The organism is Rothia sp. HMSC061E04 (assembly GCF_001813685.1).
Lineage (GTDB): Bacteria > Actinomycetota > Actinomycetes > Actinomycetales > Micrococcaceae > Rothia > Rothia mucilaginosa.
Map to the genome: position 1 here is coordinate 281,771 of NZ_KV813706.1, position 16,161 is coordinate 297,931.

At 58.4% G+C, this 16,161-nt stretch carries 10 protein-coding genes; 1 reads left to right on the top strand and 9 read right to left on the bottom strand.

Annotated elements, in window-relative coordinates:
* Together HMPREF2927_RS08000 and HMPREF2927_RS08005 are read right to left on the bottom strand one after the other, a co-directional pair.
* On the bottom strand, positions 1 to 2,170 hold a 2,170-nt coding region (locus tag HMPREF2927_RS08000), incomplete at its 3' end, for an NHL repeat-containing protein (protein ID WP_070687012.1).
* A 365-nt stretch (positions 2,171 to 2,535) separates the two neighbouring features.
* Positions 2,536 to 3,615, bottom strand: a complete 1,080-nt coding sequence (locus tag HMPREF2927_RS08005; RefSeq protein WP_070687014.1) for an S-layer homology domain-containing protein — start codon at positions 3,613 to 3,615, stop codon at positions 2,536 to 2,538.
* 487 nt (positions 3,616 to 4,102) lie between these two features.
* On the opposite strand from HMPREF2927_RS08005, the gene HMPREF2927_RS08010 reads away from it, so the two are divergent.
* Positions 4,103 to 4,858 carry a nicotinamide mononucleotide transporter gene (locus tag HMPREF2927_RS08010; protein WP_070687016.1) on the top strand — a complete coding sequence of 252 codons (756 nt, stop codon included), beginning with the start codon at positions 4,103 to 4,105 and terminating at the stop codon, positions 4,856 to 4,858.
* A 154-nt stretch (positions 4,859 to 5,012) separates the two neighbouring features.
* On the opposite strand, the gene HMPREF2927_RS08015 is transcribed toward HMPREF2927_RS08010, so the two are convergent.
* The 7 genes from HMPREF2927_RS08015 to HMPREF2927_RS08045 all read right to left on the bottom strand — a co-directional run bounded on the left by HMPREF2927_RS08015 (position 5,013) and on the right by HMPREF2927_RS08045 (position 14,710).
* A complete protein-coding gene (locus HMPREF2927_RS08015) occupies positions 5,013 to 6,077 on the bottom strand; it encodes an aldehyde dehydrogenase (protein ID WP_070687018.1) in 1,065 nt (354 codons plus the stop codon).
* Positions 6,077 to 8,917 (bottom strand): type I-G CRISPR-associated helicase/endonuclease Cas3g, encoded by a 2,841-nt coding sequence (gene cas3u / locus HMPREF2927_RS08020; protein WP_083311239.1) that lies wholly within the window; start codon positions 8,915 to 8,917, stop codon positions 6,077 to 6,079. Before cas3u ends, HMPREF2927_RS08015 begins: the two co-directional genes overlap by 1 nt.
* On the bottom strand, positions 8,910 to 10,499 hold the full coding sequence (csb2, locus tag HMPREF2927_RS08025) for a type I-G CRISPR-associated protein Csb2 (protein WP_070687019.1): 1,590 nt from the start codon (positions 10,497 to 10,499) through the stop codon (positions 8,910 to 8,912). The genes cas3u and csb2 overlap by 8 nt, the downstream gene beginning before the upstream one ends.
* A 1-nt stretch (position 10,500) precedes the next feature.
* Positions 10,501 to 11,721, bottom strand: a complete 1,221-nt coding sequence (cas7u, locus tag HMPREF2927_RS08030; protein WP_070687021.1) for a type I-G CRISPR-associated RAMP protein Csb1/Cas7g — start codon at positions 11,719 to 11,721, stop codon at positions 10,501 to 10,503.
* Between the two features lie 340 nt (positions 11,722 to 12,061).
* Positions 12,062 to 12,385 (bottom strand): hypothetical protein, encoded by a 324-nt coding sequence (locus HMPREF2927_RS08035; protein WP_070687023.1) that lies wholly within the window; start codon positions 12,383 to 12,385, stop codon positions 12,062 to 12,064.
* Positions 12,386 to 12,800: 415 nt separating this feature from the next.
* Positions 12,801 to 13,100 carry a CRISPR-associated endonuclease Cas2 gene (gene cas2 / locus HMPREF2927_RS08040; RefSeq protein WP_044141701.1) on the bottom strand — a complete coding sequence of 100 codons (300 nt, stop codon included), beginning with the start codon at positions 13,098 to 13,100 and terminating at the stop codon, positions 12,801 to 12,803.
* On the bottom strand, positions 13,100 to 14,710 hold the full coding sequence (locus HMPREF2927_RS08045) for a CRISPR-associated endonuclease Cas4/Cas1 (protein ID WP_070687025.1): 1,611 nt from the start codon (positions 14,708 to 14,710) through the stop codon (positions 13,100 to 13,102). The genes cas2 and HMPREF2927_RS08045 overlap by 1 nt, the downstream gene beginning before the upstream one ends.
* Between the last annotated feature and the right edge of the window lie 1,451 nt (positions 14,711 to 16,161).

A 16,161-nucleotide genomic window follows, 5' to 3' on the forward strand; every position in this document is an offset into this window, starting at 1 on the left:
CGGTGTTCAGGTCGTACACGGAGATACCGGAGTTGACGCCCTTCACGCCCTGGGAAGAGACGTAAATCTCATTCAGCGAGTGGTCCACAGCAACGTCGGAGGGGCGAACCTCAACGGTGGAGTCCTCACCCTGAGTCTGGATGGTCTTCTCAACCTTGAAGGTCTTGGTGTCCACGACGAAGAGCTTGCCGCCGGTACGCTCGGGCACGTACAGCTTGCCGCCGTCGAGGAACAGGTTCATGCTCACGTAGCGGGTGCCGCCGTCGGGTGCGCCTTCGAGCTGGATCTTCTCAACCTGCTTGGTCTTCAGATCGATAGCGGACACGAAGAAGCGGCCGGTCACGAATGCCTTACCGGACTCGTGGTCAACCAGAACGGAGCGGGGGTGCTCAATCCAGTTCGGGTCGTCTTTCTGCACGCCCTCGTTGCTCCAGATGAGCTTGAGGGTCTGCTGGTCGTACACTGCCACGGAGTTGTCGGTGGTGTTGGTAACCCAGACGGTGCCGTCCACGTCATCAACGGTCACGCCGTACGCGGAGGTGTAACCGTACTGGCCCTTGTCGTTCTTCTTCACAGGCAGCTCGGCGAAAGCCTCGGTCTGCAGGGTGTCTGCATCCACGCGTGCCAGGGAGGAAGCGAGGCCGCCGCGTGCACCCACGGTGGGTACGAACAGCTTGTGGTTCTTCTTGGAGTAGCCAACCTGGAACTGGCCGGGCAGACCCTGAATGATGTTTGCAACGCTACCGTTTGCGTCCAGGGTGCGGTGTGCCTCGGTGGAGGGGGTGGTTGCGTTGTTGTCGGCCGCCTTGGTCTTGGTGGCGGTTGCCGGGTAGCCCTGGAACTCGCGGGTTTCGGGGGTGACCTGCTTGACCTCAGAGTTATCGCCTGCGGTTGCGGTGACCTTAAACTTCAGGATGGAGTTCGCCTGAATCTCGGAGGTCTTGGCGGGAACCTCGTTGCCCTGCTTGTCCTTAGAAGGCTTGCTGGTGACCTGGCTGGAGGTACTGACGGTACCGGTGGTACCGTCGAGGACGTAAGGCACGGTTGCGGTTGCGCCAGCCTGCTTGTCCACAGCGATAACGGAGCCGTTGGGCAGTACGACCAGGTCGTTTGCCTTGCCGCCGTTCATGGCGACCTCAGCAATCAGCTTGTCTGCTGCGCCGCCGTCAATCACGCCGACCTTGCCGGTGCCGAAGTCAGAGACGTACACCAGGTCGTTCGCCTCATCGTTGTCCAGTGCGAGTGCCTGGGTGCCAACCGGGATGAACTTCTTGAACTCATGGGTGGTCGCGTCGTAGATGGACACGCCGGAGTTCGCGCCCTTCACGCCCTGGGAGGAGACGTAAATTTCGTTCTGGGAGTGGTCAATAGCCACGTCGGAGGGGCGAACCTCGCCGTCCTTATCGCCCTTCACAGAGATGGTCTTCTCGACCTTGAAGGTCTTGGTGTCGATCACGAAGAGTTTGCCGCCGGTGCGTTCGGGCACGTACAGCTTGCCGCCGTCCACCAGAATGTTCATGCTGATGTAGCGGGTACCGCCATCGGGTGCGCCCTCAAGCTGAATCTTCTCAACCTGCTTGGTCTTCAGATCGATAGCCGAGACAAAGAAGCGACCGGTCACGAAAGCCTTACCCGACTCGTGATCGACACGCACCTCGCGGGGGTGCTCAATCCAGTTCGGGTCGTCCTTGCTCAGACCCGCATTGGTCCACAGCTGCTTCATGGTCGCCTGATCGTACACGGCAACGGAGTTATCGCGGGTGCTGGTCACCCACACGGTACCTTCCTCGTCATCGACGGTGATACCGTACGCACCCTCGTAGGAGTAGCCCTTCGCGTCCTGGACGATGGGCAGCTCGGCGACGGCCTCAATCTTCAGGGAGTTTGCGTCAATGCGAGCAATCGTAGAAACGTGCTCGTCGCGGTCAGCGGTGCCCGCAACCCAAATCTTGTTGGTCTTCTTGGAGTATGCGACCTGGAACTGACCGGGCAGGCCCTGGGTGATCTTTGCCATCGCCTTGTCAGTGATGGTGCGAGCGTCAGTGCTCTGGCTTGCCGCCGGGGTGGAGTCTGCCGCGAACGATGCGGGGATGGTGGCAACGCCGGAAATTGCCAGTGCCAGCGATCCAACGGCGAGGCCCTTGAATGCCTTGCTTGAAGCGAGGTTCATATGTATGTCCTTTTTCGTGGGTGGTGTGTGAAGGTGCGTCTCTCCCCCGCCGATGGGTGGTGAGGTGCCGCGTTTTCCTGCTCTTTGGTGTGGGTTTCGTGGGCCCACGAGGAAGGAAACTAGTCTTCACACAGTATTAAGTAAGGCAACCTTTAACTTACCTTCTAGGTAATACTTACTTAGCACACAGGATTTTGCAAGATTTTAGGCATATATAACACAAAATTTCATATGCCAGGCACAGCCTGTCACTAAAACTCCCCGAGGCGCGGCGATACGGGACATGGCAAAACCCCCGCCTCCAGCAAAAACCAGAAGACGGGGGTTCCACACACCCCAACACACGGTGCCGAGGTGACTAAAAATTAGGAGACATACGAGAAGTCAGTGAACAGCAGGTTCTGCAGCTTGTAGCGGCGAATGAAACGAGCCAGCTCCGCGCGAGTAGTCGGCGCGGTCGGGTTGAACACGCCCGAAGAATCCAGCACGATGTCGTTCGCGCCAGCCCACGCAACGTAACGGTGCAGAGTACCGGCACCGAGCACGTCGCGGAAACGAGAACCAGCAGCCTCGTTCATTTCAGTCAGCTGAACCTCCGCGTTGTACTGGAACAGCACAGCCACCAGCTGCTCGTGAGAAACCGGTGCGGTCGGGTCAATCTTGTCGCCACCAGTGAGCGGCTCGGTGATCTTGCGGTCACGAGCCCAGTGCAGCGCATTCGCGGTCGGGCGGCCTGCCGCATCCGCGAAGGGGGCAACCTCAGAGTTTTCACTCACGCCAGCGTGACCTGCAGCGTGGTTCAGCAGAGCAATAAGCTCCTCACGGGTCACAGGGCGGTCCGGCTCAAACGCGCCAGACTGCGGATTCGGCATCAGCCACTTCTTCTGGTTCGCCATGCGGATATCCTCAGCGAACGGGTGACTACCCGGAACATCCTCGAAAGAAGTCTTCAGGATCTTAGTCTCAGCCACGGGAATGCGCGCAGCAATCTGGTGGGTAACCTCCTGGCCCCACGGGTCGGAGCAAATATCCAGCTGCAGGGCGTGATCAACACCCTCACCCTGCATCAGCTCGATGGGGAACTGGTCGCTACCGCTGAAGCTGTCAGCGTCACCGTCAAATTCGGGGGTGAGCGGCCAGGAGCGCAGAGTTTCGAAAGAGTCGTTACGAACGTAGCCGTGGCGTACGGTCAGGGTGGTGCCTTCGGTGAGGAATTCGCGCAGACCGTGTGCAGTGTAGTTGACGGTCATACCGGTTTCAGTGATGGTGGCACGCTGAATAACGAGGCGCGGGCCTTTAGTTTCCTCGGTTGCCGGGGCAAGGTTTGCGGGAGCTTCGTCAGCCTGAGCGGCCTGTACCTGCAGGGTCAGTGCGCCTGCAGCGGCGGCGGCGGAAGCACCCTTTACGAAGAATCGTCGTGAGAGTCGATGGTTAATCAAGGGCATGATTGTCCTATTCAGTTCTTGTTTGAGTTGAGTGAGTTACGGGTGGCAGGATGCGCGGACAGCGGCGTAAACGGTGAGTGAGGCCGATACGTTGGGTTCCCTCCCCTGTATGCGTGAGTGAGACGCAGTGTACGGGGTGCGGGTGTCTGTCGGGCGGATGCGCGGTGAGTGAGACCGGCAGGGTTCCCTGACCCAGTCATCTAGCGTACCTTAAGGTCCCCTTTAAAGCGAAGACGAAACGGCGGTGATTTTACGCCCATTTTCGATGTTTAACGAAGTAGGGGCGATATCTGGCAAGGTTTACCGGAAGTTGGTATGGATTCTTGATGGGGTGATTTTGAATTACCCAATGCCACGGTGTTCCGAGATGTGGAATATGTGGGTTTCTGAAGTTTTATGTGTGACACGCCGACTCAAACCCTTTTCAAAGAGTTATAGTTATTGGTACCCTATCACTGTTCCTATATCCTCAACAAAGGAGTTACCCATGGAGGCCAAGGAATTCTCATACGAGAAGGCTCTCCTCTTTTTCGCCAAGTCCAAGTACGCCGACTTTTTCGGCGTAGCACTGGTTATCGCCATCGCAATCGCCTCAGGATACCTGAGCACCAACCTCGCCAAATACGTCGACTGGGGCCCGATCACGCCCTTCATTCCCCTCGGCGTGATTTCCGTGATTAACGTGGGTATTTCAATGATGTCTACCCGCCTGACCGGCCGCCTCTCAAACATCGGCAACGTGCTCGGCATTATTAACACGGCGCTGTCTGGCGCGATTGACTACATTCTGGGCAACAAGGCAGCAATCATCACCTACCCGGTGACCTTTATCGTGTACACCTTCGCGATTCGTAGGTGGCAGAACTCCGAACGCGGCAAAGCGATGGAACCGCCGACCGGCACGAAGGGCCAGCTGATTATTGGCGGTATTGTGGCCGGTTCGTTCGCGTTCTCCCTGATTGCGAACTATGTCGGTTACGGCGGCAAGACCTCGTTCCTGTTCTGGATCACGACCGTAGTGTTCGGTCTCTCCCTGTCAGCAAACATTCTGAACGCGCTCAAGCTCACGATGCAGTGGCAATTCTGGTTCCTGTACAACACCGTGCAGTGCATCAAGGCGCTGACTCAGGGCAACTTCGCGAACGTCGGCAAGTACATCTTCTACATCATCAACAGCGTGGCGGCGCTCCTGCTGTGGACCCGAAATGGCACCGCAGCCAAGGGCACCGTGGCGGTGGCGTAAGGGGCGGTTCCCTGGCGCACCAGCTACCGCATATCCACCCAGCGATATGTAGGCACTCATAATAGATAGAGGGAGGGGCCCTCCGGCAATACGACCGGAGGGCCCCTCCCCTGCATTGTGCGGGCATATTTGCCCGCTTCGATAAGCGGCTAGGTTAGCCCAGCGGAATCGCCCTACCCTTCAGAATCTGACGTTCAGGAGCCGAATCACTACCCACCTTCGCGATGGGGAAAGCAACAAACGCCTGAACGCCCTTCTCACGAAGAATCGCCTTCTCATCCGCCAGCTCGGACACGAAAATGTCAGAGCTCAAAGAGCCGCGTTCCATCGCCTTACCGACCTCGTCAACCACCCTACGGTAGGGGTGGCTGCGCAGCACGGTTCGCAACCGGGCGGGCGTAACCCTTCCGGAGGATACCGGAAGAACCATGAGCCGCGGATGCAAAGCGTTGTACGGGTAGGCACCGGGGGTCACGCCAATCCGGTGGATCTGGTGAATCACCGGGAAGTTCGCAATACCCACCAGCGCGCAGAAAGCAAGCGCAGTATCGGTCGGCTGCGGGACGGTGAAACCGGTTCCGGTTCGGGATTCCGGCTTATTATCCAGCGAGTCGTACAGGGTCTGCCCGGTAATACCGCTGAGCATCGCGGAAGGTTCCCAGGTAGCCAGGTCCGCGCACATCAGGCGCAAGCGGTGTTTAATGAACTCCTGGCCCTTGTTGCGGGTCTTCATCTCCCAGCGAGACGCGCCGTGATCCGGGCGAGGTGCCTTGGTTTCAAAACGCCAGTAGGAAGGTTCGCCCAGACCGGAGATCCAGAGCAGAGACAGCAGGTCGTCACGTTCCATCAGCGCATCCAGATGAGCCTGTCGGGTCTTCTGGTGAGAAGCCCAGTCGTCCGGGTACTTCTCCACGTCGATTCCTCGAATACGCGGGGAGAACGGGGAGAAAACAGCAGCTTCCTTACCCGCACCGTAGGACTGGTCGACGTTCACCCAGCTACCATCAGCGGCCAGGGAAGAAACGTAGGAGTGCACGCACTCGGCAATTTCTTCTTCTGACACGCCTTCAGCATGCATCTGGGCGCGCGGCTGACCCTCCTGAGACCAACCTACAGTGACGGTTCCGGGGTGCTTCTGCTCAACCACAAGGGACAGCCCGTAGAGGGCAAAATGGGTCAATGCCGAGGTGTAGTCACCGGCAATAGTCAGCGTTGCCATTAGTGTCCCTCCCGTGAAATCTGGGCGTCTGCTGCGCGTTCTACAGCTTCAAGGTAGGCGGTAGCGTACGGGCCGTAGGTGCGGCTCGTCTGCTCCATGAGGTTGTCCCAGTAACCGACGTTGAAGAGTCGGGTCGCCTGTTCCTTGAGCACCTCGTAGTCGGTTCCCTCAGGCAAGTAGCTTTCCTTAAGCAGGAAGCCTGCGTCATGAGCGAAGGAGAACCGACCGTGACCGTGACTGCAACCAATGATGCGCAACACCAGGTCGCGATGCTCCCCCACCTTTTCGGGCGAGGCCGCAACCATGAGCGCAGACAGCTGCTCGTGACGCCAGCCCCTCGGCAGGGCGCTACGGCTACGGGCGCGGTACGCCTCAGCCACGGAACGGCGGCCGCTCTTTGCAAGCACCTCCGCTTCCGGGTCTGCACCTAGCATCTGCTGGAAACGCAGGTCGCGTTTGCCCTCGTCGTGGTACTTTGCAGCCAGTTCCAGTGCCTCCGAGAATTCCGGTGCCAGGCCGAGGTTCTCGGCAAGCTGGCGGGTACGCTCAGCAACATCGTTCTGGTGGTCGTCCAGAAGAACGGGACCAGCCAGCACCAACTCCTGAGCGATATCGGAACCTTCAACAGACTCTTTGTCGTCGGTCACTTTGGCGTACCAGGCGATAACTTCCTGACCATCCTCAGCTTCGGTAGTAAGTTCAGAAGCGATCCTCTTCTCGCCCTTCGCGCTCTGAGTGTCGAGTAGCTCCGCTACCTCTCCGGGTGAGAGGCCCAGGTATTCCCTGAAGTCTTCCTCACGGTCCGCGCACTTCTCATACACGTAGAGGGTGCCATTGAGGAAAGGCACAGCCTTCAGCTCCTCCTTCTTAGAAGGCAACTCACGCTGAGTCACAGCAATACCCTGGTTCGTGAACGGGATACTGCCCGTATCAAGAATCAGAACGTCACCGGGGGCCAACGACTGGTTGTTCTCATCACCGTGGTCAGCATCTTGCCACAGGGAAATTTCACCCTGACGGTAAAGGAATTTACGCGGCTTCACGCCGTGCTCATCCTGGTAGTCCAGAATCTCCTGGAGAATCTTCAGATTCGCGGGGAAGGTTTCCCGGTCGCTCGGTGCAAAGTAGCTGGTCTTGAGAATCTCCATTGCGGCAGAAGTGTTGCTCGGCAGGTTATCGCGCACAATAACACCGCCCATTGCGGTTTCTGCATCCAGGGAGTCGTGCAGCCATAGGTCAAGGTCCGGCTCATCGTAGGGATTCTCGTCGGTACGCGAGAATTCCAGCAGGTCAGGCCATTCCGGGCGCTGGTAGAGCAGGCGCTCCGGGGAGGACTGTACCGGCGGGTTCTTCACCATTGCGGCGGGGGTCACCGACGGGTTCTCAGCACCGTTGAGCGCTTCGAGCCAACCATACGCATTGCTCAGGTCGACCGCTTTGTAGGGAGGCGCGTCCTTCTTTACCAAGTCACTGTTGGCAGGCCCGATAACAACGACCTTGGAATCCGTACGGTGGCCCAGACGGTTAACACGGCCGAAGCGCTGGGCCAAGGAGGAAGCCGGTGCCAGCTCGGTCACCAGGTCAGCGAAGTCAACGTCAATACCGACTTCGAGAGTCTGGGTAGCAACAACAACCTTCACGGACTTATCGCCTTCGGTAGTGAAGAGCTTGCTGTGCTTTTTCTGCAACTTTTTCAGATCGTACGGGCGCATGCGTCCTACGAGAAGCTGAACCTCTTTCTCCTTTTCAAGCACCTTGTTTTTAACTAGCGCTTCTTTGATGGCGATAGCCGTCCGCACATGGTTGACGATACAGCCGACAGTGTGGGCTTTCTCGGAGCCTTCGCTCGCCTCACGGTGGGCAAGGAACTCCTTGATAGCGTCCACAGCAGCATCCACAACCGCACGGTTACCGGGCTTACCATCCCACTTATCGATGGGGCGGAGCACCAGTTCCTTATGCGAGTAGACACGGCGGTGCAGCTCTTTATCATTCGGGCTATCGAGAGCCTCAATGTCCACGCCCAGGGTGGTCGAGTCGCTGTCCCCAGTGGAGGGGGTAGCGGTCGTCTCAACCACCTGCAGGGTAGGAACGCCCAGGTCAGCCTCGCGCTTCTGTAGCTCGGCAATACGCTGAGTGGTATGCAGCAGCTGACGGTTCATGTGTGCCTCGTCGAGCACCATGACGGTGTCCATGGTCAGCAGGGCGGTCTCACGCGGGCGGGCAGCCTTGGTGCTACCGTAGCCACGGAAGAGCGCTCGCGAACCGTACATGTCGGGGGTTGCGGCAATGATCGCACAGGCCGAAATGTCGGTCACCGGCAGGGTACGGTTCGAGAGTTCACCACGGATGTGGCCAACTTCGAAGGGCGCGCTCCTCTGCTCATCGTTACGGGTCTGGAAGCTCTGGAGAGCTTCAGCAACCCTACGCAGAATATCGGGCTCGCCGGATTCATCAGCGAGCACCTCATTCATGCGGCGGAGAATCTCGCGGGCGCGGTCTACCTGGCTGTCGACCAGCGCGCGGCGTCCCACGGTCACGCAGAGGCGACGGGGAACGCGCGGCGCGGCCCCAACCGCTGCGAGCGCATTCGCGAAAAGGTGGATATCAACCACGGAGGACTTACCGGAGCCGGTCGGTGCGTTAATGCGTTCCGGCCATACGCCGTGCTTACAAATGTGGTCGAGTACCTCTTCCTGCCAACTGAAGGGGTAGTGTTCTCGCTTTTCTTTGGGCACGTCGTTAGGTGCGGCGCTGTTAAGTGCGGCGTCAAGCGCGGCAAAGAAGGCACCGAACTCATCACGAGTGATGGAGGGCAACGTGGTAGCGGGGCTAGTCATGCTCTTCCTCCTTCTTGCGGCGGTCATACTCTTCGGTGGGCACGTCGAATGGAACCAGCAGGCCGCCTCCCATGTGGCGGGACTGGCCGATGGCTACAAGGGTCGTGTCCGTTGCCAGGTTGCCGAGGTCTACGATGCCGCGCCACGGCTCTGCGGGCAGAGTACGCGGCAGCTTGTAGGCGTAGGCGGCGGGGTTCTGGGTTACCCGGTGGGCTTCCAGGACCTTGGCTTCAGCCGTTTCCTCGACCTGATCCCTCAAGCTGCGAATTCGTTCACGTGAGGTTTCAGCCTCGGGCGCCTCGAAGCTGTCACGCCACACGTAAGCCATGGAAAGCAGAGCGGCGTCAGCGAAGGTCCATGCCTTCGTCTCAACCTTCTTCGGGCGGTTGAAAACGCGCGATTCGGGAACGGCCGCGCTGAGAGTACGCCACAGGCGCTTGTACCCGGTCTTGGGAGCATCCCAGAAACCCTGTGCGGGCAGGCGCTTCTGGCGAAGCTTCACGGTCAGCCGGGGGAAGTCCTGAGCGTAGAGGGTTTCTACGCTCCTGAGTGCGATACCGAGTTCTACTGCTTCATCGGTCGGGGCGCTTGCCGGGACCAAGACGAGCAGAACTCCCCTAGACTTCACCTCACGACGCAGATAGTCGGGCAGGTAGCGGGCAGGCAGGTACTGGAGCGCCAGGCTGTTGGCCGGCTTGTGACCCTTGGGGTACCTGCCGGTGATGAGGCTGGGCGCGCCGAATCCTGCGGCAGCTACGAGAGCCTTGTGCAGCAGGGAGCTTGCCTTGACGTACTGTTCGGGCTTCAGCTCTTCACCATCTACTTCGAGGAGCCACAAGTATTCCCAGGGGCTGGTGGAGGTTTCAGCCTCCACAGGCTGGTACTTGATGGATCCGAGGCCTGCGGTGGGCACCGGAGAGGGGCGCATCGTGTCACTCATAGCGGTCTTATCACCTGCCTTGGTGGGAACCTTGGCGGGGTACGCTTCTGCGTGGGCACGCATGAGCGCATCGGTTCGACCGGGTACGGGCACGCGGACGGACATGCCGCCTGCTTCGAAGGGGCCCGACTTGGTGTCGATGGTGTGGGTGGGTTCCACGTCTCCGGTGTAGAGGGCGGTGAAGCTGCTGGCTTCTCCGAGGGAGGGTACTTCGCCGCAGAGCTGGGTGATGGTTTCCGCGATGTCTGCGGGTACCTTATCGTACTGCCAGCCGATGGTGTCGGATACTGCCCAGCCGTCGGATACGGCGCGACGTTCGGTCTGCCGCCCGTCCTTCTCGGAATATGCCACTTCGCGGTACATGAATCGGCTCATCTTGTTGGGTGAGCGGTACACGGGGCACATGTCGGGAATCTGCAGCCCGGTCGGGGGGTTCTCTTCAAGCCATTTGAGGGCCTTGAGAGATTCTTCCGAGGGGGCGAGCTGCCCGTTTTCGATAATTGCGTGAGGTCCCTGCGCGGCCGCGCTGAGGAGCGCGGCCTGCAAGCGGGCAGGGTCGGGGAAGGCGTCGGGGCTTCCGTCTGCCTTGTGGCCCTGGTATACGCCGAGCGGGAACCTCGCGAGAATTCCGAGGTTCGTCATATTATTCAGCGTCCTCCGCGGTGGCGTTCGCGATGATGCTGGGGTTGCCCTCAACCTTGAAAGTCTGGCCGTTCCAGTCAGCTACACCTTCCTCCTTGGCGTACTCGATAGCTTCGAGGAGAAGCTGGTCGGCCTGCTTAACGGTCAGGGGTGCGAAGGTCTTCTTCTCACCGAAACGCTGGTCGAGGGTAACGACGGGTGCGGCGGATTCGATCAGGTCGCAGTTGGCACGGATGTAGAGTTCACGCTCCGCACGGGCAATGGCGTTGAGGCCGAGTGCGGCAAGGAGTGCACGCGCAGCAACGTTCTTTTTTTCGTCGGTGCCGAAGCGCAGCTGACGCAGGGTGGCGAGGCTCAGAACCCAGGAACGGATGATACGGCAGCATGCGACGGCGCCGGTTTCTTCGAGTACAGGCGGGATGCTACCCAGGCCGAGGGGGGAAGCGGAGATACGGGCATCGGCCTTGGCCTTCTTAATTTCGTTGCGACGAGCTCCAACGTTGCCCGGGCTCAGTTCAGCTTCCTGGTCATTAACCAGGGACTCCATGTCCTTAGGGGTAAGCTGCACACTAGCAGCGACGGCATCGACGCGGGCGCCGCCACGGCGTGCCTGTCGGTGTTCAGCGCCGGGCTCCTGGTCTGCGAGGACGCCGATGATTTCACCGACGAGGGCGCTGCGCAGGCGGACCTGGTTGCTCTTGCGGGTGGAGTCCCATGCGCCGAAGAGGAGCGCTGCGGGGGCGGTATTGAGCAGTGCGCTCATGTCTGCGGGGGTGCAGTTGCGCAGTGCGCGGTACTGGTCGTTTTCGGTGATGGGCTTACCGTCGACGCGACCGGCACGGAAGTGGCCGTCGAAGATGCGGTGGGATAGTTCCATGTCGCTGTATTCTACGGGGCCGTTTTCGGTCTTGTAGGTGACGACGGCGCGGGGAATCTTGACGGCTGCTTCGTCGCCGTACTGGCGGCCCTGTTCGATAGCGGCTTCTGCACGGTTGAGTTCGGACTGCTTGCTGTCGATGAGGACGACCTTCTGAGCGTCATCCTCGATGTAGCGATTCTCGTAGGCGAAGACAGACTTGGAACCGTCGACGAACTTGGCGGGTGCCACGGATGCGTGGGGGCCTGCGGCGGGTTCGAGTTCGGTGATGGAGGTGATGACGGAGCCGCCGCCGAGTTCGACGTTTTCGAGGAGGTCGGCGAGGGTAATGATGTTCTGGGACATGATTGTCTCCTTAGGTAGTGTGTGCACATATCGCGTCGATGCGTGGGTTGTGCACGATTTTTTGTTGTATAGCTTTAAGCTACATCGGTTTCCCGAATGGTGCGCGTGTTTTCGTCACGCCGCTACTTCAAGGACGGTAATGCCCCTGAATCTGCACTGTAGCCGCCTTGTTTAGGCACTATTCAGCGCAGCATCAGGGGCATTTAGTTGCATAAGCTGGTCAGTATATAGAGAAGGCTAGAGTCTGGCCCTGTTTTCTTGCTATACTCTGGGATTGAGTCTGCTGCAACAGAACTCAAAACACCCCGCTTATTGCGGTATCAACGTACTTCAAAGCCGCCTACTGCGTTTCCGTCGTGGTGGGCGGCTTTTCTTCACCCGAAGAAATACTCACGGTAACGTTGCTCCCAGCCGGCAGAATCGAGAAGATCTGCGTCCGGTGATTCGTGAGCGCAATCTGAGCTTCCGTATTGCCTCGGTTTGAGAGTACGACCAGAGTTTTCTGTCCACCCAAATCTTCAATATTGGGAACCTTCCGCATCGTCTCATCACAAGGGCCGCCCTTGGCGCGATTCTTCCTAGTCCATGCCTTATATACTCCCAACAACAGGTCTGCCAAGAAGAGCGACAGCGTGTTCAGCACCAGGTCTGCAAAAATATCCATCGGTTTTACCTCCAGACAACTGCCCGGGTCAATCCTCATGCAGGATGCGTGAGGCACCAGCCGGTCAAATTCGGTATATCTCGAGAATACATCAGATTCCAGAAAACATCCAACAGTTCTAAGTAAAGAAGCCCGCGACTCGCAGATACGATAAGTACCGACGAGACACGGGCTGAAAAGAAAGCTCTCGAAATCTTTACAGACCCGAGAGAATAAGGCCAGCTAGCTTTCGGCTATTGCAACAGGTCTAACCCCCAATGAAGGCCAGCACGCGACGGCACTGGATTTACTGCATTGCCACAAACTAAAATCAGCTGACTGTATCTATTATCCCGCCTTTGCCATCAGTCCGCAATCGAACTCGTCATTCCTCCGTTCCCCTGCCGCGCGTCGCTAGCGAATGAGCAGCACGCGGCTAGAGAATGAGTGCATCCGATTCGGTCACCTCGCGCGCCCGGCCAATGTAGCTGAAGGTCGGCTCGTCAAGGCGGGCCAGCAGCCCCAGGTCGCAGAAAAGCACCGAATCCTCGTCCGGATCGATGAGTTCCTGAACCTCGTCTTTGATGCGTCGTACCTTGGCGGGGGCCGCATCCACAATGAAGACGCTGTACTGAATACGGTCCCCATAGCTGAGAATGAGCTTGGCCAGTTTGGCGCGCCGCCGGTCGCTGGGCACGTCGTAAGCGATGAGTGTTCGTCGGGCGTCGTCACGCATTATCGTACGGTCACCCCCGTGTACTCGCGGGTGGTTCCGTTAATTACGCCCAGGAGCATGCGGGCTTGCACCTCAATAGCGCGGCGCCACGTCACCGAATACCCATAGGTGGGGTGGGTAATCTCCGTGGCCATTCGCTTCTCGAACGCGGCGATGACAGTCTTCCGTCCTTCGGGTGTGAGCCGGTAGCTACCACCAACCGCCGTGAAGTGTGCCGCTTTGACCTGCTTCCTATTAATAAGAGACACCACCACAGAATCCGCGATGACTGCACGGAATTCTTCCATGAGGTCAAGAGCGAGCGCCGGCTTATTGCGAGAGCTGCTGTGCAGGAACCCGGCGTGAGGGTCGAGCCCACACGTGAGAATCCCACGAATGCATTCTGAGCTGAGCATACCGTAGGCGTAGTTCAGCAGAATGTTGATGGGGTCGTTAGCGCCTCTCCCCTGCCGCCCGGCCCAGGTCCAGCCGAGTTCGGTGAGCACGTCTTCTTTGAGCATGGTCGCGAAGTTGCCGAAGTAGAGCGAGGCGGCTTCACCTTCGATGCCGAGCAGTTCCGGGATTGAGGTAGCCTGCGGCGTGTGCTTCTGAATGTCTCGCATAGTGCGGCATACATCTGCGGCGTGGCCGTTACGGCGCAGCAGGGTCGCTTGGTTTGCGATTTTGCTGGCAATCATGGCGGCCGCTATAGGCAGGTGCCCCTGCGCTGAGAGGACATGCTGTTGCACGCGGGCCAGTCCATTCGGTCCGGTGCCGGGTTGCGACCAGCCGTAGACTCGGCCGGTGCTGGAGCACCAGATGATGGTGCAGTTGCGCCACATGAGTTCTCGTAGAAGCGCGGAGGAAACGTCGATGTTTCCGTGGACCACGAGGCTGTGCACACGTTCGAGGGGTACGCTGCTGATTGTTTCACCGAGGTGTTGCACGATGAGGCGCCCTTGCTGGACGGTCGCTCTTGATCCTTGCGTGGTGAGGTGCGCTACTTGGCTGTCGGGGTTGCTGGCGACGACGCGTGTAATGTTTTCTTTTCCGTGGGATTCGTCGGGTAGGCACACGGAGATGTGGGAGCACCAGCTGCAGCGGGGTGAGTCTTCGAGGGGTTGCGGTGCTGTCGGGTTGTCGATGAGTGCGCGGGTGGTGTGTACGTATTCTTCTGCGGTGCGGATGTCTTCGTCTGAGATATCGACGGGCACGGTTTTGTTGTGGTTGGTGAAGTGCACCGCGCATTCGCTGATGGTTTCGCCGGCTTCTTCGAGGCAGATTTTTTGGAGGGCGAGCTGCACCCTGTGGGCTGGTGTGACGGATGCGTTGCGGCGTACGGGTGTTGCCTTGTATTCGATGATGCGGGTAGAACCGTCTTCTTGCGGTTCGATGGCGTCGCATCGTCCGGTGAGCCCGAGGCGTGTTGATGAGATGGTGACTGCGCGCTGTTGCGTGCCGCGGGATGTTTTGGGGTCGTCGACTCGTTTATGGGCGGATTGCCCTTCTTGCATTTGTGAGGTATCGGTCTTTTCGCCGTTGGATTCGATCCATGCGCGGCGGGGGCAGTACACGGTGTGCATGACGAGTGAGATAGGAAGTTCGTCGCCTGCACTGTAAGGGGTAGACATCGGTGTCTCCTTGGTGTGAGCGAATATGGTGGGCAGTCAGCTTTGGCTGCTTGGTTTTGAGGGTAGCACTGCGGCGGAGTGTTTTGGCTTATCAGCGAGTTTATGACGCTATTCCAGCGTGTTGAGTTTTCTGCTTGGAGGTGTGGAGGAGGCGGGTAGCAGCTGGTGGGTGGGGCTTGCTGCTGGTGTTTTGGCCTCGTTTCGTAGCAAAAAAGCTCCGTTCCTGTGCTGTGGTGAGCCCAGGAACGGAGCAGGGTTGGGTTAGGGAAAGTCCCTACAAACTGTAGGGAAAGCTGAGGTATTTCCCGCGCAAGCCGGGATGAACCCGCCTCAATGCCTCAATGAATGTCCCTACGGAAAGTAGGGAAATGCATTGCCGTGTGGTTCTGAGGAACGCCCGAATCAGCGCCTCAATGAAAGCCCCTCCAAAAGGAAGGGAAATACGGCGGGATGCCCGTCTGTGACGCAACCTGCAGAGCACCTCAATGAAAGCCCCTCCGAAAAGGAAGGGAAATTTGCCTTCATTCTCTTCAAACCGACCGTAGCAATCTTCCCTCAATGAAAGCCCTTCCCAAAAGGAAAGGGAAATGAGGCGCCTTTGAAGCGCTGGGTGGACTGGTTCTTGCCTCAATGAAAGTCTCCGCTAGAAAGCGAAGAAATGCCAGCCATAATCAGCTCGACCGCCGGAATATCCGGGCCTCAATGAAAGCCCTTCCAAGAAGGAAGGGAAATCTGGCTGGTGCGACGTTATCGTCCGAGACACCTACCTACCTCAATAAAAGTCCCTGCGAAACGGTAGGGAAATGTTGAAAATAGCCAGCGGAGAGCCGCACGCTTTCAGGCCTCAATGAAAGTCTACACCTCAAGCTGCAGAACAAGCAGTCCATCAGTCACCCTGGGCCATCGCAACAGTTTTTCTTATTGAAAGTCCCTACGAAAAGGTGGGGAAATGCACCGGGCATTACTTCTACGCAGTGGCGGCATGTGCCTCAATGAAAGCCCCTCCCAAAAGGGAAGGGAAATCACCTTCGCAGTACCGGTTGCAGCGTGCCAGTACCAGCCTCAATGAAGGTTCCTACAAAATTGTAGGGAAATCCGCTACCAGCCCTATGTTCGCGCCGCCGTCGACTGGCCTCTATGAAAGCCCTTCCAGAAAGGAAGGGAAATACTGTACTTGCCGTAAGGATCCTGTTTTGCCTCCGAGCCTCAATGAAAGCCCTTCCCAAAAGGAAGGGAAATTTTGCCGATGAAGTTGTTTGCCAGGTTCCAGCCCTCGCCTCAATGAAAGCCCCTCCAAAAAGGAAGGGAAATTCTCGGTCGAAGATGTCGCAGTCGTCTGGAGCGCTGCCTCAATGAAAGCCCTTCCTAAAAGGAAGGGAAATTGCTGCAGATTGACGCCTTCTGGAACCTCCACGGTGCCTCAATGAAAGCCCCTCCGAAAAGGAAGGGAA

Excerpts from the sequence above, each read along its gene's own strand:
- csb2 (WP_070687019.1), bottom strand. The coding sequence starts at position 10,499 with ATGACGAACCTCGGAATTCTCGCGAGGTTCCCGCTCGGCGTATACCAG.
- cas2 (WP_044141701.1), bottom strand. The coding sequence starts at position 13,100 with ATGCGTGACGACGCCCGACGAACACTCATCGCTTACGACGTGCCCAGC.
- cas3u (WP_083311239.1), bottom strand. The coding sequence starts at position 8,917 with ATGACTAGCCCCGCTACCACGTTGCCCTCCATCACTCGTGATGAGTTC.
- HMPREF2927_RS08010 (WP_070687016.1), top strand. The coding sequence starts at position 4,103 with ATGGAGGCCAAGGAATTCTCATACGAGAAGGCTCTCCTCTTTTTCGCC.
- HMPREF2927_RS08045 (WP_070687025.1), bottom strand. The coding sequence starts at position 14,710 with ATGTCTACCCCTTACAGTGCAGGCGACGAACTTCCTATCTCACTCGTC.
- HMPREF2927_RS08035 (WP_070687023.1), bottom strand. The coding sequence starts at position 12,385 with ATGGATATTTTTGCAGACCTGGTGCTGAACACGCTGTCGCTCTTCTTG.
- HMPREF2927_RS08015 (WP_070687018.1), bottom strand. The coding sequence starts at position 6,077 with ATGGCAACGCTGACTATTGCCGGTGACTACACCTCGGCATTGACCCAT.
- HMPREF2927_RS08005 (WP_070687014.1), bottom strand. The coding sequence starts at position 3,615 with ATGCCCTTGATTAACCATCGACTCTCACGACGATTCTTCGTAAAGGGT.
- cas7u (WP_070687021.1), bottom strand. The coding sequence starts at position 11,721 with ATGTCCCAGAACATCATTACCCTCGCCGACCTCCTCGAAAACGTCGAA.